This is a genomic window from Halomonas sp. C22 (genome assembly GCF_007655045.1).
Taxonomy (GTDB): domain Bacteria; phylum Pseudomonadota; class Gammaproteobacteria; order Pseudomonadales; family Halomonadaceae; genus Vreelandella; species Vreelandella hamiltonii.
The window spans coordinates 518,175-540,291 of record NZ_VBVC01000002.1 but is presented as its reverse complement, the minus strand read 5'-3'; the positions used below and the strand labels follow the sequence as shown (position 1 = coordinate 540,291).

Annotated in this window: 20 protein-coding genes and 1 tRNA gene; 10 read left to right on the top strand and 11 right to left on the bottom strand. The window is 61.2% G+C overall.

Annotation, left to right across the window (positions count from 1 at the left end; genetic code table 11):
• The first annotated feature begins 211 nt into the window (after positions 1-211).
• Positions 212-1,987 (top strand): methyl-accepting chemotaxis protein, encoded by a 1,776-nt coding sequence (locus FEU76_RS05810; RefSeq protein WP_144981241.1) that lies wholly within the window; start codon positions 212-214, stop codon positions 1,985-1,987.
• Here FEU76_RS05810 and FEU76_RS05805 read toward each other — a convergent pair.
• The 3 genes from FEU76_RS05805 to FEU76_RS05795 are packed head-to-tail and all read right to left on the bottom strand — an operon-like array spanning position 1,984 to position 6,125.
• Positions 1,984-3,948, bottom strand: a complete 1,965-nt coding sequence (locus FEU76_RS05805; protein WP_260851358.1) for an aconitate hydratase — start codon at positions 3,946-3,948, stop codon at positions 1,984-1,986. The two genes, FEU76_RS05810 and FEU76_RS05805, sit on opposite strands and share 4 nt — an antisense overlap.
• Positions 3,949-4,007: 59 nt before the next feature.
• Positions 4,008-4,916 (bottom strand): hydroxymethylglutaryl-CoA lyase, encoded by a 909-nt coding sequence (locus FEU76_RS05800; RefSeq protein WP_144981235.1) that lies wholly within the window; start codon positions 4,914-4,916, stop codon positions 4,008-4,010.
• Between the two features lie 12 nt (positions 4,917-4,928).
• Positions 4,929-6,125, bottom strand: a complete 1,197-nt coding sequence (locus FEU76_RS05795; protein WP_144981232.1) for a CaiB/BaiF CoA transferase family protein — start codon at positions 6,123-6,125, stop codon at positions 4,929-4,931.
• A gap of 188 nt (positions 6,126-6,313) precedes the next feature.
• Here FEU76_RS05795 and FEU76_RS05790 point away from each other — a divergent pair, with 188 nt between their 5' ends.
• From FEU76_RS05790 to FEU76_RS05755, 8 genes are all read left to right on the top strand, one after another.
• Complete coding sequence (locus FEU76_RS05790) at positions 6,314-7,222, top strand: LysR substrate-binding domain-containing protein (protein WP_144981229.1); 909 nt, start codon at positions 6,314-6,316, stop codon at positions 7,220-7,222.
• Positions 7,212-7,934: a haloacid dehalogenase type II gene (locus FEU76_RS05785; protein WP_144981226.1), complete on the top strand. Its 723-nt coding sequence runs from the start codon at positions 7,212-7,214 to the stop codon at positions 7,932-7,934. The genes FEU76_RS05790 and FEU76_RS05785 overlap by 11 nt, the downstream gene beginning before the upstream one ends.
• Positions 7,931-8,845, top strand: coding sequence for a LysR family transcriptional regulator (locus FEU76_RS05780; RefSeq protein ID WP_144981223.1), 915 nt, complete (start codon positions 7,931-7,933; stop codon positions 8,843-8,845). Before FEU76_RS05785 ends, FEU76_RS05780 begins: the two co-directional genes overlap by 4 nt.
• Positions 8,846-9,036: 191 nt before the next feature.
• A complete protein-coding gene (locus tag FEU76_RS05775) occupies positions 9,037-10,017 on the top strand; it encodes a TAXI family TRAP transporter solute-binding subunit (RefSeq protein ID WP_144981220.1) in 981 nt (326 codons plus the stop codon).
• A gap of 97 nt (positions 10,018-10,114) precedes the next feature.
• Entirely contained in the window at positions 10,115-12,067 is a 1,953-nt protein-coding gene (locus FEU76_RS05770; protein ID WP_096921870.1) for a TRAP transporter permease, read from the top strand.
• Positions 12,067-12,468: a carboxymuconolactone decarboxylase family protein gene (locus tag FEU76_RS05765; protein WP_144981217.1), complete on the top strand. Its 402-nt coding sequence runs from the start codon at positions 12,067-12,069 to the stop codon at positions 12,466-12,468. The genes FEU76_RS05770 and FEU76_RS05765 overlap by 1 nt, the downstream gene beginning before the upstream one ends.
• Positions 12,469-12,535: 67 nt before the next feature.
• Entirely contained in the window at positions 12,536-13,525 is a 990-nt protein-coding gene (locus FEU76_RS05760) for a TAXI family TRAP transporter solute-binding subunit (protein WP_144981214.1), read from the top strand.
• 276 nt (positions 13,526-13,801) lie between these two features.
• A complete protein-coding gene (locus FEU76_RS05755) occupies positions 13,802-14,755 on the top strand; it encodes a D-2-hydroxyacid dehydrogenase family protein (RefSeq protein ID WP_039178524.1) in 954 nt (317 codons plus the stop codon).
• A 70-nt stretch (positions 14,756-14,825) separates the two neighbouring features.
• Here FEU76_RS05755 and FEU76_RS05750 read toward each other — a convergent pair whose 3' ends face one another.
• The 3 genes from FEU76_RS05750 to FEU76_RS05740 are packed head-to-tail and all read right to left on the bottom strand — an operon-like array spanning position 14,826 to position 17,604.
• Positions 14,826-16,088 (bottom strand): TRAP transporter large permease, encoded by a 1,263-nt coding sequence (locus tag FEU76_RS05750; protein WP_100731474.1) that lies wholly within the window; start codon positions 16,086-16,088, stop codon positions 14,826-14,828.
• The gene (locus FEU76_RS05745) at positions 16,085-16,606 is read right to left on the bottom strand and encodes a TRAP transporter small permease (RefSeq protein ID WP_096921875.1); all 522 of its coding nucleotides are present in this window, start codon (positions 16,604-16,606) and stop codon (positions 16,085-16,087) included. Before FEU76_RS05745 ends, FEU76_RS05750 begins: the two co-directional genes overlap by 4 nt.
• Positions 16,606-17,604, bottom strand: a complete 999-nt coding sequence (locus FEU76_RS05740) for a TRAP transporter substrate-binding protein (protein WP_081193358.1) — start codon at positions 17,602-17,604, stop codon at positions 16,606-16,608. Before FEU76_RS05740 ends, FEU76_RS05745 begins: the two co-directional genes overlap by 1 nt.
• Before the next feature lie 154 nt (positions 17,605-17,758).
• On the opposite strand from FEU76_RS05740, the gene FEU76_RS05735 reads away from it, so the two are divergent.
• Positions 17,759-17,835 (top strand) — tRNA-Arg (locus tag FEU76_RS05735).
• Between the two features lie 194 nt (positions 17,836-18,029).
• Here the strand turns inward: FEU76_RS05735 and FEU76_RS05730 are convergent.
• The 5 genes from FEU76_RS05730 to FEU76_RS05710 form a co-directional block, all read right to left on the bottom strand.
• Positions 18,030-18,821 carry a DNA adenine methylase gene (locus FEU76_RS05730; RefSeq protein WP_144981211.1) on the bottom strand — a complete coding sequence of 264 codons (792 nt, stop codon included), beginning with the start codon at positions 18,819-18,821 and terminating at the stop codon, positions 18,030-18,032.
• Positions 18,772-18,969 (bottom strand): Com family DNA-binding transcriptional regulator, encoded by a 198-nt coding sequence (locus FEU76_RS18820; RefSeq protein ID WP_144981208.1) that lies wholly within the window; start codon positions 18,967-18,969, stop codon positions 18,772-18,774. Before FEU76_RS18820 ends, FEU76_RS05730 begins: the two co-directional genes overlap by 50 nt.
• A 149-nt stretch (positions 18,970-19,118) precedes the next feature.
• Entirely contained in the window at positions 19,119-19,733 is a 615-nt protein-coding gene (locus FEU76_RS05720; protein ID WP_144981205.1) for a hypothetical protein, read from the bottom strand.
• On the bottom strand, positions 19,730-21,241 hold the full coding sequence (locus tag FEU76_RS05715; RefSeq protein WP_144981202.1) for a phage head spike fiber domain-containing protein: 1,512 nt from the start codon (positions 21,239-21,241) through the stop codon (positions 19,730-19,732). The genes FEU76_RS05720 and FEU76_RS05715 overlap by 4 nt, the downstream gene beginning before the upstream one ends.
• A complete protein-coding gene (locus tag FEU76_RS05710) occupies positions 21,242-22,117 on the bottom strand; it encodes a hypothetical protein (RefSeq protein WP_144981199.1) in 876 nt (291 codons plus the stop codon). It lies immediately after the preceding gene.

The window sequence follows — 22,117 nt, the reverse complement described above, 5'->3', positions numbered from 1 at the left end:
CCAAAACGGGCCATCCCTGGCCACCACTCCGTTACAGTGAACCGATAGGCGATTGATAACCTTAACCCATGTTATGAAAAGGCGGTGAGCAAGCTAATTTATTGTTCATAAAGCGAGAAAGTTGCCTATAGGGGTCAAGCTGATGCACCTTTTGCCGATAAAACCATGACAACCATAAGAACTCTGACCTCAAAGCAACCGGAAAAACTTCATGACGAGCTCTGACAAGACAAGAAAAAAGCTATGCCTAAGCCTTCAAACCAAAGTATTGATGCTTGTACTCATCCCGCTGCTTCTCATCACGGTACTGCTGGTGATGTTTAATGCTTATACGCGAACGTTGGACACCCGGGAAACACTGGCGCAACAGCGTGATATGCTCATCGAAGAGCGCCGTACTGCAGTGCGGAACATTGTGCAAATGGCAACGACCGCCATTGCGCCGATATATGAGCAAGCCGGTGCAAATGATGAAGCTGCAAAACAGCAAGTCGCTCAAATCGTGCGCTCCATGCGTTTTGAAGATAATAACTACATCTTTATTTACGATTACGAGGGTAACAACATCGTCACCGCGCCCGCACCTGAAAGGGAGGGCACTAACATGATCGATGCACAAACGCCTAATGGTACCTACCTAATCCGTGAAATTATCGACGTTGCCAAAAGCGGTGGTGGCTTTTATAGCTATGAATGGGACTATCCAGGTACTAATGCCGTCGAGCCCAAACACTCCTTCGTGGACCGTCTCGAAAAATGGGATTGGCTGATCGGCGCAGGTATATACGTTGTCGATGTTGACCAAGCACTTGCGGCATTTGAAGCCAACGCTATGGAAAAATTACGTCGCTCTATTGGGATGTCGATAGCGATCAGTGCGGCCGTGTTTGCGTTCATTGCCGTCTTTACGTTCTTTTTTGTACGTCGTCTAGTAGGACCAGTTAAACGCACCGCCGATGCTATGGCCGATATCGCACAAGGTCGTGGTGACCTAACCCGTCGTCTTACCATAGAGAGCAACGACGAAGTGGGGAACCTCGCTGTCCAGTTCAACGCCTTTGCTGGCCGCATGCAGGATACCCTGCGCGATGTACGTCGCAGTACCGTAAGCGTCTACCACTCGGCGGGCGACATTTCCCATAGCTCGGAAGAACTGGCGACGCGCACCGAGCAGGCAGCGGCCAACTTGCAAGAAACCTCGGCTTCCATGGAAGAGATCACGTCCACCGTGAACCACAGTGCCGATAATGCCCAGCAGGCCAACAAGTTAGTGCAGTCCACCGCCGAAGTGGCGCACCAAGGCGAAGAGGCCATGGGGCAGGTCGAGCGTACCATGCGCGATATCAACGACTCCGCCTCGCGTATCAGTGACATCATCACGATGATCGACGCGATTGCCTTCCAGACCAACATTCTGGCGCTTAATGCCTCGGTCGAAGCTGCCCGCGCAGGGGAGCACGGTCGTGGGTTTGCGGTGGTGGCTCAGGAGGTTCGCACGCTGGCCAGTCGCTCCAGTAACGCGTCGAAAGAGATCCGCGAGCTGATCGATGCATCCGTACAGCACACCCACACCGGTGCGGAGCTGGTCCGCAGCGCAGGGGCCACCATGCGTGACATCGTCGAAAGCGTCTCGAAGGTCACTGACGTGATCGGCGAAATCAGCGCGGGGGCCAAAGAGCAGAGCAGTGGCATTGGTCAGATCAACACCGCCGTGGCCGAAATGGACACCATGACGCAGCAAAACGCCGTCATGGTGCAAGAGGCCACCACCGCCGCAGCGGATATGCGCCGTCACGCCGAGCATTTGAACGAGCTGATCAACTCGTTCGTGCTGGGAGAAGACAGCGCCTCGGTGCCGTCACGCAGCGGGGCGCGCCAAGCGTTGCCCGCCAACGGCACGGGGGCAGCCCAGGAACTCAAGCGCCCAGCACTGGCCGCCAAGCCGTCGTCTGCCGCACAGGGCGCAGACGACTGGGAAGAGTTCTAGGCGTGACGCTGGCGCAGGTGGTTGATCACGCCACCTTGCGCTATCAGCTCCCGCTGGCGGGGGCTGAGCCCATGATGCAGCGTCAGCTCGCCCTTGCCGGGGATATGCGCGGTCAGCGTGTCCCCGCGTTCCAGCTGCGCGTAGAGCCCCTCGATCACCAGGCAGTCGCCCTGGGTTAGCCGGGCGCTGTCTTCCTCGTGGGTAAAGGTGAGGGGCAGGGCACCAAAGCAGATCAGATTTTGCCAGTGAATCCGCGCAAAACTCTTCGCGACCACCACCTGTAGCCCCAAATAGCGCGGCACCAGCGCGGCATTCTCGCGACTGGAGCCCTGGCCGTAATTCGTTCCTCCGATGATCGCGTGCCCACCCTGGGTGCGAGTGCTTTCTGCGCGCTCGGCGTAGTGCGGGTCGACCGCCTCGAAGGTGAAGGGGGCCGAGGCATACACGCTGCTCCAGTAGGGGAGCACTCGCTGCCCGGCAGGCATGATGTCATCGGTGGAGATATTGTCGCCCGTGACCAGAAGTACCGGCACTTCCAGGCGGTCCGGCAATGGAGCGAGCTCTGGCAGGGCCGGTGTGTTGTCGGTCTTCTGTAGCGCTTTCAGCTTTGCTTCATGGGGAGGCAGCGGCGCGTTGAACAGGGCGCGGTTCACCTCGATTCGGGCGGGCTCCTGGGGGCGGGGGTAGGGCATGTCGAGGGTGCGTGGGTCGGTGATCACCCCGGCCACCGCTGAGGCGGCGGCGGTTTCCGGGCTGCACAAAAACACGCTGTCTTCCCGCGTACCGGAGCGCCCGGGAAAATTGCGCGGCACGGTACGCAAGCTGTTGAGCCCGACGGCGGGCGCTTGTCCCATCCCGATACAGCCATTACAGCCCGCCTGGTGCAGCCGTGCGCCGCTGGCGACCAGGTCGGCCAGGTAGCCTTGCTCGATGAGCGAGGTCAGCACCTGGCGGGAAGAGGGGTTGATATCCAGCGAAACGCCGTCGGCCACCTGCTTGCCGCGCACGATCTCGGCTACCACGGCAAAATCGCGAAAGCCGGGGTTGCCCGACGAGCCGATGTACGCCTGATGCAGCGGCTGGCCCGCCGCCTCGCGCACGGTGACGACGTTATCCGGGCTGGAGGGCCGCGCAATCATGGGTTCCAGCTGGCTGAGGTCGAGCGTCTCGTGCAGGTCGTAGTGGCAGCCGGGCTCGGCAGCCAGCGGGGTCCAGTCGGCTTCTCGGCCTCGGGAGGCCAAAAAGCGCCGAGTCTCGTCATCGCTGGGGAACACCGTGGCCGTGGCTCCCATCTCGGTGCCCATGTTGGCCAGCACATGGCGGTCCATGGCGGAAAGGTGGGCAAGCCCTGGCCCGTAATACTCGATGATGGTGTTCTTGCCGCCCGCCACGCCGTGGCGGCGCAGCAGCTCCAGTACGATATCTTTCGCCGAGACCCAGTCGGGCAGCTGGCCTTCCAGCTTGATGCCCCAAATCTTCGGCATGGTGATGTACAGAGGCTCGCCTGCCATGGCCATGGCCACTTCGATGCCGCCCGCACCAATCGCCAGCATGCCGAGGGCACCCGCCGCCGTGGTGTGGCTGTCGCAACCGACGATGGACTCGCCGGGCACACCGAAGTTTTCCATGTGCACCGGATGGCTGATGCCGTTACCGGGGCCGGAGTACCACACGCCAAAGCGTTCGCAGGCACTTTTCAGAAACAGGTAGGTTTCGGCGTTCAGGTTGTCGGCCTGGACGAGGCCGTGGTCGATGTACTGTACGCTGGGCTCGGTGTGTACACGGTCGAGCCCCATGGCTTCCAGCTCCAGCATCACCAGCGTGCCCAGCACGTCCTGCAGCAGGGCCTGGTTGATGCGCAGGGCGATTTCACTGCCAGGGGTCAACTCGCCGCTGACCAAGTGACGTTGAAGCAACTGCTGGGCAAGGTTTGACGGCGGAACAGGGGAGGATGCGGTCATGGTCATTCACCAGGTTGTCGTTGTTATCGATGGCACAGAGGATTCGGGAGAAAACGTGTTCAGGGCAGGGCGTAGCAGCGGTCCGCGCTGCCGGCTTTCACCACCTGGCCGGGCGTGTCGTGGCCGATCAGCGCTGGCAAGGTGGCGGAAATATCCAGTAACGCGGGCAGGTTGATACCGGTGGCAACGCCCATCTGCTCGAACATGTGCACCAGGTCTTCGGTGCAGACATTGCCCGTGGCGCCGGGGGCAAACGGGCAGCCGCCCAGGCCACCCAGCGAGGCATCGAACCGCAGGATGCCCGCTTGCCACGCCGCCAGGGCATTGGCCAGCCCCATGCCCCGGGTGTTGTGGAAATGCAGCGTGAACGGCACGCCGGGAAAACGCTCCAGCACCTGGCGGCACAGCGCACCGACCTGGGCGGGGTTGGCCACGCCGGTGGTATCGCACAGCGTGATGCCTTCCACGCCTAGCGCCAGCTGCTGTTCGATCAGGGTGAGCACGCGGGCTTCGGGCACCTTGCCTTCGAAGGGGCAGCCAAAGGTGGTGGAGAGCGAGGCATTGATGAACACGCCGCTCCCCTGTGCCAGCTGAATGATCGAGGCGAACTGTTCGAGCGACGCTTCTGGCGTCATGCGCAGGTTGGCGCGGCCATGGGCGTCACTGGCCGACATCACCAGGTTGATTTCATCCACGCCGCAGGCCAGCGCCCGCTCGGCTCCCTTGACGTTGGGCACCAGCACGGTGACCTCCACGCCGTCGCGGCGCTGAATGGCATTCACCACGTCGGCGGCATCGCGCAGGTTGGGAATGGCTTTGGGAGAGACAAACGAGGTCGCTTCGATACGGGCAATGCCGGTGGTCGTTAACGCATCAATCAGCGCGATTTTCTGCTCGGTGGGGATAAAGCGTTCTTCGCTCTGAAAGCCATCGCGGGGTGCCACTTCGTTGATTTGCAGGGTGGTCATGGGGGTCTCCGGTTAGATGATGCCCGCTTGGCGCAGCTTGTCGCGGGTGGCGGCATCGATGCCCAGCTCTTCCAATACGTCATCGGTGTGGGCGCCCAGCGTCGGCCCGCCTTGCCCCAGCCTGCCGGGGGTGGCGCTCAGCTTAGGCAGCACGCCCGGCACCTTGAGTGGGCGGCCATCGGCGCGGGTGACGTTCTGGATCATCTCCCGGGCAAGGTAGTGGGGGTCGTTGGCGATATCGGCGGCGGTGTAGGGGAAGCCTGCCGGTACGCGGGCGTCGTCCAGGGCGCTGAGAATATCGTCGCGGCGGCGGGTCTGGGTCCAGGCTTCGATGGCCGCATCGATATCGCTGGCGTGCTGGCTGCGGCCATCGTTGTGGGCCATGGCGGGGTGGTTGGCGAGATCCTCACGGCCAATCACACCCATCAAGCGCTTGAAGATGCTGTCGCCATTACCGGCAATCAGCACGTATTCGCCTTCGCAGGTGCGGTAGGCGTTAGAGGGCGTAATACCGGGCAGCGCGCTGCCGCTGGGTTCCCGCACCTGGCCGGTGGCATCGAACTCCGGCAGCAGGCTCTCCATCATGGCAAACACGGATTCGTAAAGGGCCACATCGATCTCTTGCCCCAGGCCGCTGCGCTGACGTTCCTGCAGGGCCAACAGAGTGCCGATCACCGCGTAGAGCGCCGAGAGCGAGTCGCCGATGCTGACCCCCACCCGCACCGAAGGCTCGCCGGGGTGGCCGGTCAAGTAGCGCAGCCCGCCCATGGCTTCGCCAATCACCCCAAAGCCTGGCTTGTTGCGGTAGGGGCCGGTTTGGCCAAAGCCGGAAACCCGCACCATGATCAAGCCCGGGTTCCGGGCGGCCAGCGTGTCGTAGCCCAGCCCCCAGCTTTCCAGCGTGCCGGGGCGAAAATTCTCGACGATCACATCGGCTTCGGCGGCCAGGCGGCGCACTACCTCCTGGCCCTGTTCACTGCGCAGGTCCAGCGTCACCGAACGCTTGGTACGGCTCTGGACGTGCCACCACAGCGAGGTGCCCTCTTCGAGAATACGCCATTTGCGAAGGGGGTCGCCGGTGCCGGGAGGCTCGATCTTGATCACGTCCGCCCCGAACTCCCCCAGCAGCTTGGTGGCAAACGGACCGGCGATGAGCTGGCCAAGCTCTACGACTTTAAGTCCATCGAGAGGAAGCTGTCGCGTCGTCATAATAGAGACTCCTGGTAACGCTTGAGCGAGCAAGCGAGTCTGGATGCAGACTCGACTGTTGTTGTCCATCAAGCATCTGCGAGCCTGCCGAGCATCACAATTAGGCAATCAGGAAACGGGCGTTCGTCACTGGCGAACCCTGAGGCGACGCGCGGTACCTTTTTTCCAACCACTGACCAGGTAATGCCATGCTGCGATTCGATTTTGTCACGCTCAGACTGTTCGTCGCGATTGCCGACGAAGGGCGCCTGACCGCTGCGGCGGAGCGTGAGCACCTGGCGCTGGCGGCGGTCAGCAAGCGGGTCAGCGACCTGGAAACACTGGTGGGCACCGAGCTTCTGTATCGGCGGCCACGCGGCGTGGAGCTGACCCCCGCTGGCAGGGCCTTTCTGCACCACGCCCGGCGTATTCTGGAAGATGTGGCCCGGCTGCAGGCCGAGCTGAGCGAGTACGGCGAAGGCGTGCGGGGGCACGTGCGCATTCATTCCAATACCTCGGCGATCATTGCTTTTCTGCCCCAGGACCTCAGCGCCTTTGCCCGGGAGTACCCGCAGATCAAGATCGACCTGCAGGAGCGCACCAGCAGTGAAGCGATTGCGGCGGTGCGCGACGGCGTGGCCGATATCGGCATCTTTGCCAGCCACGTGGCCGCCGATGAGCTGGAGGTGCGCCCCTATCGGCGGGACCAACTGGTGCTGGTCACCCCGCAGGACCACCCGCTGGCGGAGCACGACAAGCTCTATTTGCACCAGGCGGCGGAGTACGATTTCGTGGGGCTGCAGCAGGACGCCTCGCTGCAATCGCTGCTGCATGAACAGGCCAGTCAGGCCGGTAGAAACCTGCGCATGCGCATACAGGTACGCAGCTTCGATGCCATCTGCCGCATGATTCACTACGGCCTGGGCGTGGGGGTACTGCCCCAGCGCACGCTCTATCGAGACCTGAAAGACCTCAAGCTACGCATGATTCCGCTGGCCGACGAATGGGCTACCCGGGAGCTGGTGATTGGCATGCGCCATCACGCGAGCCTTCCGGTGGTGGCGCGTCATCTGGTCGACCATCTGCTATCCCCTCAGGAGACACCCCATGACCACTGATTTCGTTGATGACATCAAGGCGCTCACTTTCGATGTGTTTGGCACCGTGGTGGACTGGCGCGGCAGCGTCATCCGCGAAGGCGAACAGCTCAACGCCGCCAAGGGCCTGGCCATCGACTGGCCGGCGTTTGCCGACCGCTGGCGGGCAGGCTATGCCCCGGCCATGAACCGCGTACGCCAGGGGGAGCTGCCCTGGACCAAGCTGGATGCGCTGCACCGCATGACGCTGGATACCCTGCTGGAAGAGTTCGGCGTGGCCGACCAGCTGAGCGAGGCCGACAAGCAGCACCTGAACCGCGTATGGCATCGCCTCACGCCCTGGCCGGACAGCGTCGCAGGGCTGCAGACGCTAAAGCAGCGCTTCACCCTGGCCACGCTCTCCAACGGCAACGTGTCGCTGCTGGTGAACATGGCCCGCCACGCGGGGCTACCCTGGGACTGCGTGCTCTCCTCCGAGCTGGCCGGGCACTACAAGCGTGACCCCGAGGTGTACCACATGGCGGCCAATCTCCTCGACCTGAAACCCTCGCAGATTCTGATGGTGGCCGCCCACCAGGACGATCTGCAGGCCGCCCACCGGGAAGGCATGCGCACGGCGTTCGTGAAGCGCCCGCTGGAGTTTGGCCCCACGGCCACGCCAGACCTGAGCATCGACCCCTGCTTCGACCTGGTGGCCGAGGACTTCCTCGATCTGGCACGGCAGCTGACATGAAGCTCGACCCCACGTCACTCAGGCTGTTCGTCAAGGTCGCGGAGCTGGGTACCATCAGCGGGGCGGCCGACGCCTCGTTCATGGCCACGTCGGCGGTCAGCAAGCGGCTCAGCGAGTTGGAAGGGTACTTCAATACGCCGCTGCTCAAGCGCAACAATCGCGGGATCGAACTGACGCCCGCAGGCAGTGCGCTGCTGAACCTGTCGCGCGGCGTGCTGCACAACCTCGAAGACCTCGACCTGCAGATGCGCGACTACGCCAGCGGCCACCGGGGCCTGGTACGGGTCTTCGCCAACATGTCGGCCATTACCCAATACCTGCCCCACGAAATGCGCGCCTTCTTCGAACAGCACCCGGACATTGGCGTTCAGCTCGAAGAGAAGGTCAGCCCCATCATCACCCGGGAAGTGATGAACAATAACGCCGACATTGGCGTCTGCGCGCAGCTGATCCACGGCTACGAGCTGATGGAGTTTCCCTACCATGTGGATGACTTGGTGCTGGTGGTGCCGCAGCAGCATCCGCTGGCTCTGCGGGAGAGCGTGCAGTTCCGTGAATGCCTGGACTACCCCCACGTGGGCCTGCATACCGCCAGTGCCATCAACCTGGAAATCATGCGGGCGGCCAGCATGGCCAACAAGACCCTGCGGATTCGTATTCAGGTCACCAGCTACGATGCTCTCTGCCTGATGGTGCAGGCGGGGCTGGGAGTGGGCGTGCTGCCCCGAGGGGCCATTCGCCAGTACGTGGACGGTCTCAATGTCAAGGTGCTGTCGATTCAGGATGCCTGGGCGCGGCGCAAGCTGCGCATTTACGTGAAGGATATGGAGCGGCTTTCCATGGCGGCCCGCGTGCTGGTGGAACATCTGATTCAGTCGGCCAGCGCCGCATCGGCCCCGCCTGAGTCATGACACCATGGCTCTGCTTTCGCGTTTGGAGAAGGCAGGTTCATCAATCACCAATATACAGCCTGTCGCTTTGGCGTTATCACTTTAAGCACCACTAAGCGATCCCCTTGCTTAACTGGTTATCGGGAGAGGCCCTGAGCCTTTCGCAGCACATAACAGCACAACATGCTTCCCGACGCTTCGAGGATATAACAATGACGACGCTAACCTTACGCCACTTGCTTCCCGCTTCCCTGCTTGCCGTAGGCGCACTGACTGCCGCCACTGCCCAGGCCAATACGTCGCTCAACATTGGCGCGGTGCCCACGGGGACCGGCTGGTTCTTCGGCATCTCCGAAGGCGCTCGGGTGATCAGCGCCAACACGGACTACGAAATCACCGTGCGTGAAACAGGCGGCACCCGCGAGAACGCCATCCGCCTGACCCGTGGCGAGCTTGACCTGGCCTTCACCGAAGCGCTGGTAGGCTACGAGATGTACAACGGCACCGGCCGCTTCGAAGATACGCCCAACCCCGACGCCCGCCTGATCTACTGGATTGCCCCCTCTACCATGCACTGGGCAGTGCGCGAAGACTCCGGCATCGAGAGTTTCGAAGGCCTCGACGGGGCGCGCTTCAACCCTAGCAGCATCGGCGGCGGCGGCGAGTACATCACCGAGCTGGTGTTCGACATCCTGAACATAAAACCCGACTTCCAGCGCATGCGTATCGATGATGCCGCCGAAGGTGTGATCGACGGACGCCTGGTCGGCTTCAGTTACAACGGCGTGCCGCCCATTCCCGCCTTCACCGAAGTGCACTCCTCTCGCACGCTGCGCCTGCTGTCGCTGACGGACGAGCAGGTCGAGGCGGTCACCGAAGAGCTGCCCTTCCTGGCCAGCACCGTGATTCCTGCCGACACCTATCGCGGCATGCCGGATACCACATCGCTAGGCATCTACATGGGCGTGGCCGCTAACGCCAGCCTGAGTGAAGACTCGGTCTATGAAATCACCAAGGCTTACTGGGAGAACCACGAGCAGGTTGCCAACTCCTTCCAGCCCGCCCAAGGGGTAACGCCGCAGGTCGTGATCGACAACGCGACGTTCCCGCTGCATGCCGGTGCTCTGCGCTATTACCGGGACGACCTGGCGCTCGATATCCCCGAGGAAATCATCCCTCCTGAAGCGCAGTAACCCTTTACTTCTGCGGGCCCATCGCCCGCAGAAGCCTCTGATGCCCTTATCCTGACGCGCCGCCATCCTATCGTGCTGCGGTGCGGGAGCTATTCCAATGGACACCCCTGCAAACCCCAACGTCGTTGAGAAATATTCGGAGGACTCGGGCAAGCGTCAGCTGTCCGGCTTCTGGTTCATGGTCACGCGCCTGGCGGCAGTCTCCATGGCGCTGTTTCATCTCTATACGGCCCTCACCGGCCCCATGAACACCCAGAACGCGATCCACTTGCTGTTCGCTCTGCCGCTGATTTTTCTGGCCTACAGCTGCCGTAGCCGCGATGCCAACCGCATTCCCTGGTACGACCTGGTGCCGATCATCCTCGGCGCGGTGGTCAGCATCTATTACGTGATCCACTTTGACCGAATCATCTATCAACTGGGCTATTTGATGCCCACCCAACTGGATATCATTTTTGGTGTCTCGGCCATCCTGCTGCTGCTGGAAGCCTGCCGCCGAGCCATCGGCCTTGCTTTCCCCATCCTTGTACTCATCGCGCTCTCCTATGCCGCCTTCGGCCAGCACCTGCCGGGCGTTTGGGGGCATGGCGGCTTCCGCTGGGATGACCTGGTAGCGACCTTCTACCTGAGCCCTACCGGCGTCTACGGTAGCCTGATGCGCACCTCGTCCACGGTGATCGTCGTGTTCATCATGTTCGGTGCCCTGCTGGTGACCACCGGCGGCGGCGACAGCTTCATGCGCCTGGCCAACGCCGCCACCGGTCGCCTCTCGGGCGGCCCCGCCAAGGCCGCCACCCTGTGCAGCGCCATGTTCGGCAGTATCAGCGGCAGTACCGCTGCCAACGTGGCCACCACCGGGGTGTTCACCATCCCGATGATGAAAAAGAACGGCTACAGCCCGCGCTTTGCGGCGGCCACCGAGGCATCTGCTTCTACCGGTGGCCAGATACTCCCGCCCATCATGGGGGCCGCCGCCTTCGTCATGGCCGACGTCATCTCAACCAGCTACCTCGCCATCATCAGCGCCGCCCTCATTCCCGCGCTGCTCTTTTATCTCGCTATCTGGATGAGTGTGCACTTCGAGGCCAAGCGCCTGGGCCTGTCGCCGATTCCCAAGTCCCAGCGCCCCAGCCTGCGCGAGGGTCTGTTCAACATCGAGACCTTGTTGATTCCTCTGATCGTGCTGATCACCCTGCTGGTGATGCGCTATACCCCCACCACGGCGGCGGTGGCCGCCTACTTCACCGCCATGGCGCTTTACCTGTTCTCCTGGCGCAGCCCGGGCACCTTCGTGGAGCGCCTCAAGTCGCTGCCCGCAGCGCTGGAAGCGGGCGCCATGACCGCTGCCATGATCGCGGTCATCATCGGCAGCGTGGCCATCATCGCTTCGGTGATCAGCCTGACCGGCCTGGGGCTGAAGGTCTCCTCGGTCATCCTGGTGGTCAGCGGTGGTGATGTGCTGGTGACGCTGGTGCTGGCCATGGTGGTGGCGATCATCCTCGGTATGGGGCTGCCCACCGTGGCGGCTTACATGCTGGCCGCCTCGGTGGTCGCAGGGGCCTTCATCGAAGCCGGTCTGCCGAGCCTCTCGGCGCATCTCTTCATTCTCTATTTCGCGATTCTCTCCGGGGTCACGCCACCGGTGGCGCTGGCTGCCTATATCGGCGGCGCCATCGCGGGTTCCCACTGGTTCCGCACCGCGCTGACCGCCACCAAGATCTCGCTGGGCGGCTTCCTGATTCCCTACATGTTCATCTACCACCCGCCGCTGCTCGGCAACGGCACGGCGCTGGAGATTGCCCTGGCGGTGGGCTCCGGGGTGATCGGCATCACGGCGCTGGCGGCCTCCACCATCGGCTACTTCCTGCGCCCCTGTTCCTGGCTGGAACGCGGCCTGCTGCTTGCGGCCGCGTTGATGCTGATCAGCGGACAACTGATCACCGACGTGGCGGGTATTGCCGTGATCGGAGGGTTGTTCGTTTGGCAGTACCTTAAAAATCAGCGCTCAGAGGTAGCTCTGACGCCCCCCACCCACAAGGAGCCCGCCTGATGAGTGATCGACAGGACACACTGGACCCGAACGGCCTGGCCACCCGCCGCGAAGTGCTGGGCGATGCCTACGTGGATGCCGCCCTCTCCCAGGTGGATGAGTTCAGCTGGCCCATGCAGGAGCTGGTGACCCGCAACTGCTGGAACGACATCTGGAACCGCCCGGGCCTTGCACGGCCCACCCGCAGCCTGATCAACATCGGCATGCTGGTGGCATTGAACCGCCCCCACGAACTCAAGGTGCACCTGCGTGGCGCGCTGAACAACGGCTGCACCGAGGAGGAGATTCGCGAGGTGCTGCTGCAGTGCGTGCCCTACTGCGGCTTTCCGGCGGCCATCGACGGGCTGCGCACCGCCCGCGAGGTGTTGGCCGCCTGGCGAGAGGAGCAGAACGGCCGCTGAGGCCGTGTTCCGACGACCCGGCCGCCACCGGGCGAACGACAACAATAACCGAGTATGGAGAACTGCCATGACGCTATCCCCCAAACGGCTGCTCGCCCCGCTGACCACGGCGGTGCTGACCGCCGGTGTCGCCTCGGGTGTGGCTACCCAGGCCGTGGCCAACGAGGCCCTTGGCATCGGCGTGGCACCGGCCGCTTCTGGCTGGTACTTCGGCTTTTCGGAACTCTCGCGGCTGGTGAGCGGCGATTCACCGCTGGAAGTCTCGGTGCGCGAAACCGGCGGCTCCAGGGAGAACGCCATCCGCCTGAGCCGTGGCGAGATTGACCTGGGGTTGATTGACGCCCCGGGCGCCTACGAGGCCTACAACGGTGAGGGCCGCTACGAGAACGACGCCATCGAGCAGATGCGCATCGTGCTGTGGGTGGCACCTTCCACCATGCACTGGGCCGTGCGCCAGGACAGTGGCATCGAGACCTTCGAGGACCTGGAGGGCGCACGCTTCAACCCCAGCAGCATCGGTGGGGGCGGCGAGTACATCACCGAGCTGGTGTTCGATGCGCTGGGAATCTCGCCTGACTTCCAGCGCATGAGCATGTCGGACGCCGCCGATGCCGTGGTGGATGGGCGCATCGTCGGCTTCAGCTACAACGGCATTCCGCCTATCCCGGCGTTCACCGAAGTGCACTCCGCGCGCCCGCTGCGGGTGCTCTCGATGAGCGAGGAGCAGGTGTCCACCGTCACCGAGACGTTGCCCTTCCTGTCTGCCACCGAGATTCCTGAAAACGCCTATCGAGACATGCCCGCCGCCACCACGCTCGGCACCTACATCGGTATCGCCGCCACCCATGAACTCTCTGAAGAGGCAGGCTACGCATTCACCCGCGCCTACTGGGAGAACATCGAGCGGCTGGGCGAGACGTTCGCCCCTGCCCGTGGGATGACGCCGGAGATATCGGTGGAGAACACCACCACGCCGCTGCACGCCGGTTCGCTGCGCTACTACCGCGAGATCGGTATCGAGGTGCCCAGCGACCTCGTGCCGCCGGAGGCGGAATAAATCCAACAACCCCGTGCCTGTGGAGTCATGGTATGTCGGCAGCATGACCTCGAATGCCGCCACGAAAATGTCCTTGGGCGGCTTCCTGATTCCGTTTATTGTTGACGAGCGGGCAGGCCCTCAGCGCCCAGGTGGGCAGGGCGCTGACCTTGAGGTATGAGCGTGAGGTATGAACGTAAGGTACGAGCGAGAGGTATCTGCCTGACAGCGTTATGTTAGCCATGCCGTGAAACAGGGCACTTCCCTAAAGCAGGCAGCAAGCAAGGAGCCGCTTTGATGAACATTGTCATTCCCGATGATTACCAGGATTGTGTACGCGACCTGGATGCCTTCGCCAAACTGGCGGGCCACCAGGTGACGATTTACAACGACACCGTCACCGATGAGGATGCGCTGGTCGAGCGCTTCAAGGAGGCCGACGCGCTAGTGCTGATTCGTGAGCGCACGCCGATCACCGCGTCCCTGCTGGCGCGGCTGCCCAAGCTCAAGCTGATCAGCCAAACCGGCGGCGGCGCGGCCCACGTGGATATGGCCGCCTGCCGAGCGCACGGCGTGATGGTGCTGGCAGGCACCGGCTCGCCCTACGCCGCAGCGGAGCTTACCTGGGGGCTGGTGCTCTCGGCCATGCGGCGCATTCCCGACGAGGTGGCCAACCTTAAGGCAGGCCGCTGGCAGCGCACGCTGGGCATGGGCCTGAAAGGGCGCACCCTGGGCGTGTTTGGCTACGGCAAGATTGGCCAACTGGTGGCCCGCTACGGCCAGGCGTTCGAAATGAACGTGCTGGTATGGGGCCGCGAGGGCACCCGCCAGCGGGCCGCCGAGGCGGGGTTGGAAGTCGCTACCTCGCAGGAAGCATTCTTCGAACGCAGCGATGTGCTGAGTCTGCACCTGCGCCTGAACCCGGAAACCCGCGGGATCGTCACCGCCGCCAACCTGGCCAGCATGAAGCCGACCGCCGTGCTGGTGAATACCAGCCGCGCCCCGCTGATCGAAGCGGGCGCACTGGAAGCGGCGCTGAAGGCTGGCCGCCCCGGCATGGCCGCCGTGGACGTGTTCGACGAAGAGCCGGTGACCGAGCATCCGCTGCTGGCGCTGCCCAACTTCCTGGCCACGCCCCACCTGGGCTACGTGGAGAAAGACAGCTACGAGCTCTACTTTGGCGACGCGTTCGAGAACGTGCTGGCGTTCGAGGCAGGCACGCCAGGGCGTAATCTGGCAGAAGAGGGCTAAGCCTCTGACGCATACCCCGCGAGCGGTGAAAAGTCACCGCCCGCGAGGTGATAGAGGCCGAGGCGTCGGTTCAGTGGCCCGACCAGCCCAGCAGGATGGGCACGTAAACCACCAGCAGCAGAACGCCGATCAGCCCTAGCAGGTACGGCAGGATGGCTTGCGTAATGCGTTCCAGCGGCAGCTGAGTCACCGACGAGGCCACGTAAAGGTTGATGGCCACGGGCGGGGTAATCATGCCAATCGAGAGCCCCACCACGATGATCAGCCCGAAGTGGATCGGGTCGATGCCCAGCTGCAGCACCAGCGGCAGCAGCACTGGGGTTAGGATGATCAAGGCGCTGGCCGTCTCGATGAACACCCCGGTCAGCAGAATCACCGCCACCACCAGCAGCATGATCACGTAGGGGTTGGTGGAGAGCGACAGCACCGACTGGGCAATCGCACCGGGCACCTGCCAGCTGGAGAGCGTCCAGCTCAGCACCGCCGACATGGCAATTACCAGCATGATCACGGCGGTGGTCATCGCCGAGCGGATCAACAGCTTGTACACCTGGGGCAGGGTCAAGTCCCGGTACACGAACAGCGACACCAGCAGCGCGTAGTTCACCGCCACCACCGCCGCTTCCGACGGTGTGAAAATCCCCGAGAAGATACCCCCCAGAATGATCACCGGCGTCATCAGCCCCCAGCTGGCCGATTTCAACGTGCGCCAAATGGTGGCCAGCGAGAGCGGCGTGCCTTTCGGGTACTGGCGCTTGTACGCCTGGGTGATGGCAATGGCCATCAGCGCCAGGCCCATGGCCAGCCCCGGCAAGAAGCCGTTCAGGAACAGCTTGGAGACCGACTGCTGGGCAATCACCGCGTAGATGATCATCGGCACCGAAGGCGGGATCACCACGCCGATGGTGCCGCTGGCGGCGATCAGGCTGGCCGCCGAGGCGGGGTCGTAGCCCTTGCGCTTCAGCTCCGGCACCAGGCTAGACCCCACCGCCGCCGTGGTGGCCGCCCCCGAGCCGGAAATGGCCGCGAAGAACATGCCTGCCATCACCGAGACCACCGAGAGCCCGCCGCGCATGAAGCCCACCAGCGAATCGGCAAAGCTCACCAGCCGCTCGCTGACCTTGCCCTGGGCCATCAAATCACCGGCCAGGATAAACATGGGAATGGCCACCAGGGCGAACGAGTTGATGCCCTGGAACATCTGCTGGGTGACCACCATCAGCGGCACCCCCGACTGATGCAGGGCGTAGAGCGTGCTGGCGCCAATGGCAAAGGCAATGGGTATGCCCAGCAGCATGAACAGGAAGAACAGCCCGAACAGCACCAGCGTCATAGCACTTCCTCCTGGGCGGTGATGGGCTGCCCGTGCACCAGCACCTCGATCATGTCTACCAGCGCATACCACGCCATGATGCCCGCCGAGAGCGGAATGACGGCGTAGACGTAGGTCATCGAGAGACGCAGCGCGGCCGACTTCTGAAAGCTTTGTACCTGCATGTAGCGATGGCCGATGACCACTAGCGTGACCATGAAGGCCAGCACGATGGCCAGCGCGGCCAACCTGGCCAGCTTGCGCAGCGGCAGGGGCAGGGCATCCACCGCAAAGGTGACCGCAATGTGCCGCCCACGCTGGAAGGCCAGCGTGCCCGCGAGAAAGGTGATCCATACCAGCAGAAACCGCGCGACCTCTTCGGTCCAGCCCACGGCACTGAAAAACACCCGTGACACGATTTGTAGCGTGATCACACCGATCAAAGCTGCCATGCCCGCAAACACGACGGGCTGGATGATGGCATCCAGCCCGCGTTCAATGCGTTGCAGCAGCGTCAAAAGAGGCTGTGCAAAGGGCATCACTGATTCAGCGCCTCCTGAATGCGCGGCAGGTAATCACCGAACTGCTGGCCGTACTTCTCATACACTGGCGCAACGGCGGCCTGGAAGGCTTCCATATCGGGGGAGTCGTTGATTTCCATGCCCGCTTCGCGCAGGGCGGCCAGCTGTTCGGCTTCCATATCGGCGTTCACCTGACGCTCATGCTCGGCGGCTTCCTGGGCGGCCTGGCGGATGACGTCCTGGGCGGCTTCCGGCAGCTGGTTCCAGGCGGGCATGCCCATCACGAAAATCGCCGGGGCGTAGGTGTGGCGTGAGAGGGTCATGTAGTTCTGGGTTTCATCCAGCTTGAACGAGTGAATCACGTTCACCGGGTTTTCCTGGCCGTCGATGGTGCCCTGCTGCATGGCGGTGAGCGCTTCGGTCCAGGCCATCGGGATGGCGTTGGCCCCCAGCTCGCGGAAGGTATCGGTGTACACCGGGTTTTCCATCACGCGAATGCGCAGGCCATCCAGGTCTTCCGGCGAGTTCACGGCGCGCTCGCTGTTGGTCAGGTTGCGGAAGCCGCGCTCGGCGTAGGCCAGGCCTTTCAGGTTCACGTCGGCCAGCTTGTCCAGCAGCTCCTGGCCAATAGGGCCATCCAGCACGCCATAGGCGGCTTCGGGAGTGGGGAACAGGAAGGGCAGTTCGAAGACCGCCATCTCTTCCACGAAATTGGCCACCGGCCCGTTGGTGATCACGCCCATGTCCACGGTGCCGATCTGCATGCCCTCCAGCAGCGTGCGCTCATCGCCCAGCGAGGCGTTGGGGAAGATCTCGATGTTCACCTTGCCTTCGGTGCGCTCTTCCACCAGCTCTTCGAACTTGGTGGCGGCAATATGGAAGCCATCCTGCTCGTTCACCACGTGGGCCAGGCGAAGGGTCACGGGGTTCATGTCGGCAAATTCGTTGGCGTTCGCGGCGCCGACCAGCGCCAGTGAGATGCCCAGTGCCAGCGTACTACGTGCAAATGTTTTCATTTATTATGTTCCCAAACGGATCAGGGTAGGTGCGAGGTGCAAAAGTGCCCCCAGAGCATGCACCACCACGGGGAAAACGGTCAATCATCTACGCGCCGAAAACCGCCAAGCGGCTGGACACCACGCCCCCACACGGGTACGATACGCACCCAAAGCGCCCGTAGCTCAGTTGGATAGAGTGTCGGCCTCCGAAGCCGAAGGTCGCAGGTTCAATTCCTGCCGGGCGCGCCAGAATTTTTGTGAAAAAGGGCCTACGAGAAATCGTGGGCTTTTTTTGTTTAGCTGTCTTCGGGCAGAAGCGGTCTTTTAGACGGTACTGGTGTAGCGCTTGGTGTAAGCGCGCGCCGCATTTGGCACTTCCTCGCGCCGCATTTGGCACAACGATCTAGCCAGACTCACCCCCTCCTTTGCGTTTCCTTTGGCACTTAAAACAAGCCAGCCGGTTCGGCATCCACATCCCAGCTGAAGATCAGCACCTCTTTGGCGTCTGAGCCTTTGCCGCCGCCGACGGTGTAGCGGATGTCGGTGGTTTCGATGTGGTAGTCCGCGAAGATCCGGCGGATGTCTGGGTGGTCGTTGAGGCTGATGATGGCCTTGCCTTTCAGCTTTGCCAGCATGCTCGCCATTTCCTCGTACTGCTCTATGCCAAAGGGTACCCCATATCCTTCTGTCTGCCAGTAGGGCGGGTCCATATAGAACAGCGTGTGCGGTCGATCGTATCGCTCGATGCAGTCTTGCCAGCTTAGGTGTTCGATGAACGTGCTGGCTAAGCGCAGGTGTGCCGCGGACAGTGACTCCTCCAGGCGCAGCAGGTTTAGCCCTGGTGGGGTGGTGGTGGCGGTGCCAAACGTCTGGCCTTCGATGCGAGCACCAAAGGCGTTCTGTTGTAAGTAGTAGAATCGGGCGGCTCTTTGGATGTCCGTGAGTGTTTCCGGGCGTGTCATCTTCAGCCACTCGAACACCTGACGGCTCGAGAGCGCCCACTTAAATTGCCTGACGAATTCTTCAAGGTGGTTTTGTACTACACGATAGAGGTTCACGAGGTCGCCGTTGACGTCGTTTAGCACCTCGACGTCTGCAGGGGAGGGGCGCAGGAAGAACAGCGCGGCCCCTCCTGCGAAGGGCTCTACGTAGCACTGGTGCGGTGGCATTAGTGGGAAGATACGGTCAGCGAGGCGGCGCTTGCCGCCCATCCAGGGAATGATTGGGGTAGCCACGAGGCGTCTCCTTTAAGGGTTTGGAGCTCGTGGCTCTCTGCTGGTTTAAGTGCCTACAACGTGGGCACTTTATTTCGATGAACTGATAGTCGCTGACGTTGGCCAGCTTGCGGTTGCACTGCTTACAACGGATTTCTATTAACACCATGTCAAGCCTTCTAACGTTCTAACGTTTGGCTTAGACTGCCCGTGCCTCGCGAGGCAGGGGAGTCTTGGCCGACTTGCAGGCTTGATCTGCTTGTTGGTGGCTACCCAAGGTGTTCCCGCACCTGGGGTGGTCACTCCTCTTCTACTGATCTACAACGTCGCTGCTTGAATAAAGAGGCTGTCGACGTCTTCTGTTGATAGCCCTAGCGCGTTGCCGATGGCTAGCAATTGGGGGTTGTTGCGCTCCCAGATGCTGGCTTTGTCTAGCCAGTTCCGGGCCAGTTTGCGCTCTACTATGTCGGTGATGCCGTTGATAGCGTCATCGACTTGTTCGTCCAGCCCACTGCGGATTAGCTGCTCCATGCCTTGCCTGCTTGTTACAGACTCAGGAACGGGCATCATGCTCTCTGCGAGCATGCCGAACTTGAAGGGCGGGACGTACGTTGTGGTGCCGCCTTCGCCGTCGTCGATTTCACGCGGGCTTGTGTTGTAGACCGATTCGTAGAGGGCTAGCGCCTCGGGGTCTGCTTTGATTTGCTGATACAGACGGTCAGTGGTACCGACGCCAGTGTATGGGGTTTCAGCCAGCACTGTTGCGTGTGAGCGCCATTGGTTTAGCTGCTCCATGTGTAGGCGCACGTAGTGGAGGCGGTCGCCTGTTGCGTTGATTGCGGTGGGGTCGCTGAGATCTGGCGTGCCATTATCGCTGATGATGTCGGCAGGCAGCTCAGTATTAGCGCGCAGGTGCAGTATGGCGTCGATCATAGTGTTGTTAGCTCCTGCGCTTCGGCACGTGACAATTGCAAAGGAATATAAAAAAATCCGAAAATGTTCGTATTTGCATGGAGGTCGTTGAAATTAGCCCGGCGTCGTCCTATTGCAATATTGTTTTCGAACCCGGCAGGCAAACGAGTCAACTCACCAGTACCAGCAAAACCACCATTAACAAAAAGTTCGAATATATAGGAGGTACCGTTGAAGACATACGTAAACAAAGCTTTCTCAAGCTCTCCGATTTGAGATTGCAAGCTAGCAGCGTTGATGCTGGAAAATTCACCACCCGATCTTAAGTTGATGAAAGTGGATCTAGCGCTTGAATTCCCTAGGTTTATTTCCTCATCATTAGCAGTGCCCAAGCCGAGGATGTAGTCAAAACCACCGGGTGGCTTTAAATACTGAGCATAAAAGGTGCCTTGCTGTCGACTAAATTGGCCCTCTGATATCCGGAACAATTGATCTGACTGCCTAGTAACGCTGGAATCGAGAGTGGGTATGTACGATGTGGCCTTATCGCCAATTTCCAGCTGCATCGCTGTCAGCGCAATGACATCGCCTGGAATCCAGTTGTCGTTGTAGCCGACGCTGTTAGATTTTCTAAAAAACACCCCAAACCTGTTCTGAGTCGTCGGAAGCGTCACGGTTAGACAAAATCTGCGTCCGTTGAGTGTTTTTCGTACAAATAACGCGGCACTCACGCCAGCGGGATTAGAGCTTATGACTTCATTTTCGGTGTCAACAACGACTCTGAAATCGTTGCCCATATTAAACGCTAAATACCGGGGCGTTGTTTCGTTAGACACATACGCGGATAGAGTTACAGCCTGACCGGAAGAGACGGTTATGTTTTGTAGAATCGACAATGAGCCACTAAAAGTGAAGTTATCATAACGCATATAGGGCTTATTTAACCAAGAAGCTAAACCATCCTTTATGTCTCCCATTGATGTTGCAATCACCCAGCCTGAGCCGGAAAAATCCTCACTATAAACCAGCAAGTTTTGGCTGGTAGGCTCGATCACTGCCCCCAGCGGCTTGCCTTTATTCCACTCACGTGCCACTACATCAGGAGCGTACTCTCGCAAATATTGATTAGACGCCTCCAGAAATTTGGGCGTTGAACGTACTATGCTAAAGATCAAGCTCGGATCGTTAGTATCTAACCGCGCCCCATCATCCCGCGTATACCGCCCTGCTCGAAAATCCGCGCCCAGCGTAATTCGGTCACGGTAGGCGTCCAGCAGGTTGACTGCATACGCTTCCGCCACGGCCTCAACGTACCTTTTCGCATCTTCAGCCCTATCCGCATACGTCGCTGCCGCGTCGATTTTTGCGGCGTATTGAGCTGTGTAACCTGCCATGGCCACTACATTTTTCAGGCACGGTACAAAACGTGTGACGTGCCCCAGTCCATCCAGGCCGGTATCTGGATGGGCATCGTCGGTGTAGGTTTTACCATCGCCGCCGAGGGCGGTGGGGAACGTTACGCTCGCCATTTATAGGATCTCCAGTAGTGACATCGCGTGTTCGTAATTTGCGTGGTACGGGTGCGTGATGCCGTTGAGTTCGGTTTGCTGGGCAATCATTGCCCTCGCAAAGTTGGTAGGGGATGGTCTCGGTGACCAGAGGTAGAGGATCTCGCCGACGATGTCCTGTGTGCGTTGCAGCCGGTGCAGGCGCAGGAATGCCTCGTCTTCTGTAAGGTTCGAGAGTTGAAAATTAACGGTGCGCTTGGGCGTGACGCGTCGGGCGTAGCCGGTGCGCTTGAGGTCACCAGCGCGGGTGATTTGGGTGCCGGTGTCATAGCCGTGGCTGACGTTCCAGTCGAGGTTCTTGATGGGCTGCCAGACGTCGGCGGGCATGACGCGGCCCAGCATGATGGCCCCATCAGGGTTCGATGTATCAATCAGCTCGACGTGCAAACTGCTGCCCAGCAGGCGCTCCTCGAATAGCACAGGCGTCAGCGGCGTGTACTTTTGCCGGTCATCTTCTGAGAGGCGACGGTTCCAGAAATTGTCGGTCCCCCAGATAACATCATCCAATCCATACAGCACGGGCCAGACGTTTTGCCAGCCGGTGTCATAGATGAGGTCGGTTTGGCCTGCATCACGGTAGACGCGGACTCTGATCGTCGCTGTAGCGCTGAGATTGTGGGCATAAATCGCGAGTACTTGCAGGCGCTCGCGCTTGGGTAGCGTGATCGAAAACTGTGTGTCTGCTGGGTCTAATGATGCGGTTTTAGCGACAACAGACGTACGGTCGTCCTGTATGTGCTCCAGCGGCAGCGTGGGCACCCATGCGCCGCCGCTCACCACGGCGTCATCGATGTAGTTGGGCCAGCACAGTGCGATTTTGTTGGGATCAAGTGCCAT

What these genes read in the sequence shown, in the direction of transcription:
- FEU76_RS05780 (WP_144981223.1), top strand. Translation starts at nt 7,931, where the DNA reads ATGAAGCTCGACCCCACGTCACTCAGGCTGTTCGTCAAGGTCGCGGAG.
- FEU76_RS05805 (WP_260851358.1), bottom strand. Translation starts at nt 3,948, where the DNA reads ATGACCGCATCCTCCCCTGTTCCGCCGTCAAACCTTGCCCAGCAGTTG.
- FEU76_RS05770 (WP_096921870.1), top strand. Translation starts at nt 10,115, where the DNA reads ATGGACACCCCTGCAAACCCCAACGTCGTTGAGAAATATTCGGAGGAC.
- FEU76_RS05775 (WP_144981220.1), top strand. Translation starts at nt 9,037, where the DNA reads ATGACGACGCTAACCTTACGCCACTTGCTTCCCGCTTCCCTGCTTGCC.
- FEU76_RS05740 (WP_081193358.1), bottom strand. Translation starts at nt 17,604, where the DNA reads ATGAAAACATTTGCACGTAGTACGCTGGCACTGGGCATCTCACTGGCG.
- FEU76_RS18820 (WP_144981208.1), bottom strand. Translation starts at nt 18,969, where the DNA reads ATGGTGTTAATAGAAATCCGTTGTAAGCAGTGCAACCGCAAGCTGGCC.
- FEU76_RS05795 (WP_144981232.1), bottom strand. Translation starts at nt 6,125, where the DNA reads ATGACGACGCGACAGCTTCCTCTCGATGGACTTAAAGTCGTAGAGCTT.
- FEU76_RS05765 (WP_144981217.1), top strand. Translation starts at nt 12,067, where the DNA reads ATGAGTGATCGACAGGACACACTGGACCCGAACGGCCTGGCCACCCGC.
- FEU76_RS05785 (WP_144981226.1), top strand. Translation starts at nt 7,212, where the DNA reads ATGACCACTGATTTCGTTGATGACATCAAGGCGCTCACTTTCGATGTG.
- FEU76_RS05745 (WP_096921875.1), bottom strand. Translation starts at nt 16,606, where the DNA reads ATGCCCTTTGCACAGCCTCTTTTGACGCTGCTGCAACGCATTGAACGC.
- FEU76_RS05750 (WP_100731474.1), bottom strand. Translation starts at nt 16,088, where the DNA reads ATGACGCTGGTGCTGTTCGGGCTGTTCTTCCTGTTCATGCTGCTGGGC.
- FEU76_RS05810 (WP_144981241.1), top strand. Translation starts at nt 212, where the DNA reads ATGACGAGCTCTGACAAGACAAGAAAAAAGCTATGCCTAAGCCTTCAA.
- FEU76_RS05715 (WP_144981202.1), bottom strand. Translation starts at nt 21,241, where the DNA reads ATGGCGAGCGTAACGTTCCCCACCGCCCTCGGCGGCGATGGTAAAACC.
- FEU76_RS05800 (WP_144981235.1), bottom strand. Translation starts at nt 4,916, where the DNA reads ATGACCACCCTGCAAATCAACGAAGTGGCACCCCGCGATGGCTTTCAG.
- FEU76_RS05760 (WP_144981214.1), top strand. Translation starts at nt 12,536, where the DNA reads ATGACGCTATCCCCCAAACGGCTGCTCGCCCCGCTGACCACGGCGGTG.
- FEU76_RS05720 (WP_144981205.1), bottom strand. Translation starts at nt 19,733, where the DNA reads ATGATCGACGCCATACTGCACCTGCGCGCTAATACTGAGCTGCCTGCC.
- FEU76_RS05755 (WP_039178524.1), top strand. Translation starts at nt 13,802, where the DNA reads ATGAACATTGTCATTCCCGATGATTACCAGGATTGTGTACGCGACCTG.
- FEU76_RS05710 (WP_144981199.1), bottom strand. Translation starts at nt 22,117, where the DNA reads ATGGCACTTGATCCCAACAAAATCGCACTGTGCTGGCCCAACTACATC.
- FEU76_RS05790 (WP_144981229.1), top strand. Translation starts at nt 6,314, where the DNA reads ATGCTGCGATTCGATTTTGTCACGCTCAGACTGTTCGTCGCGATTGCC.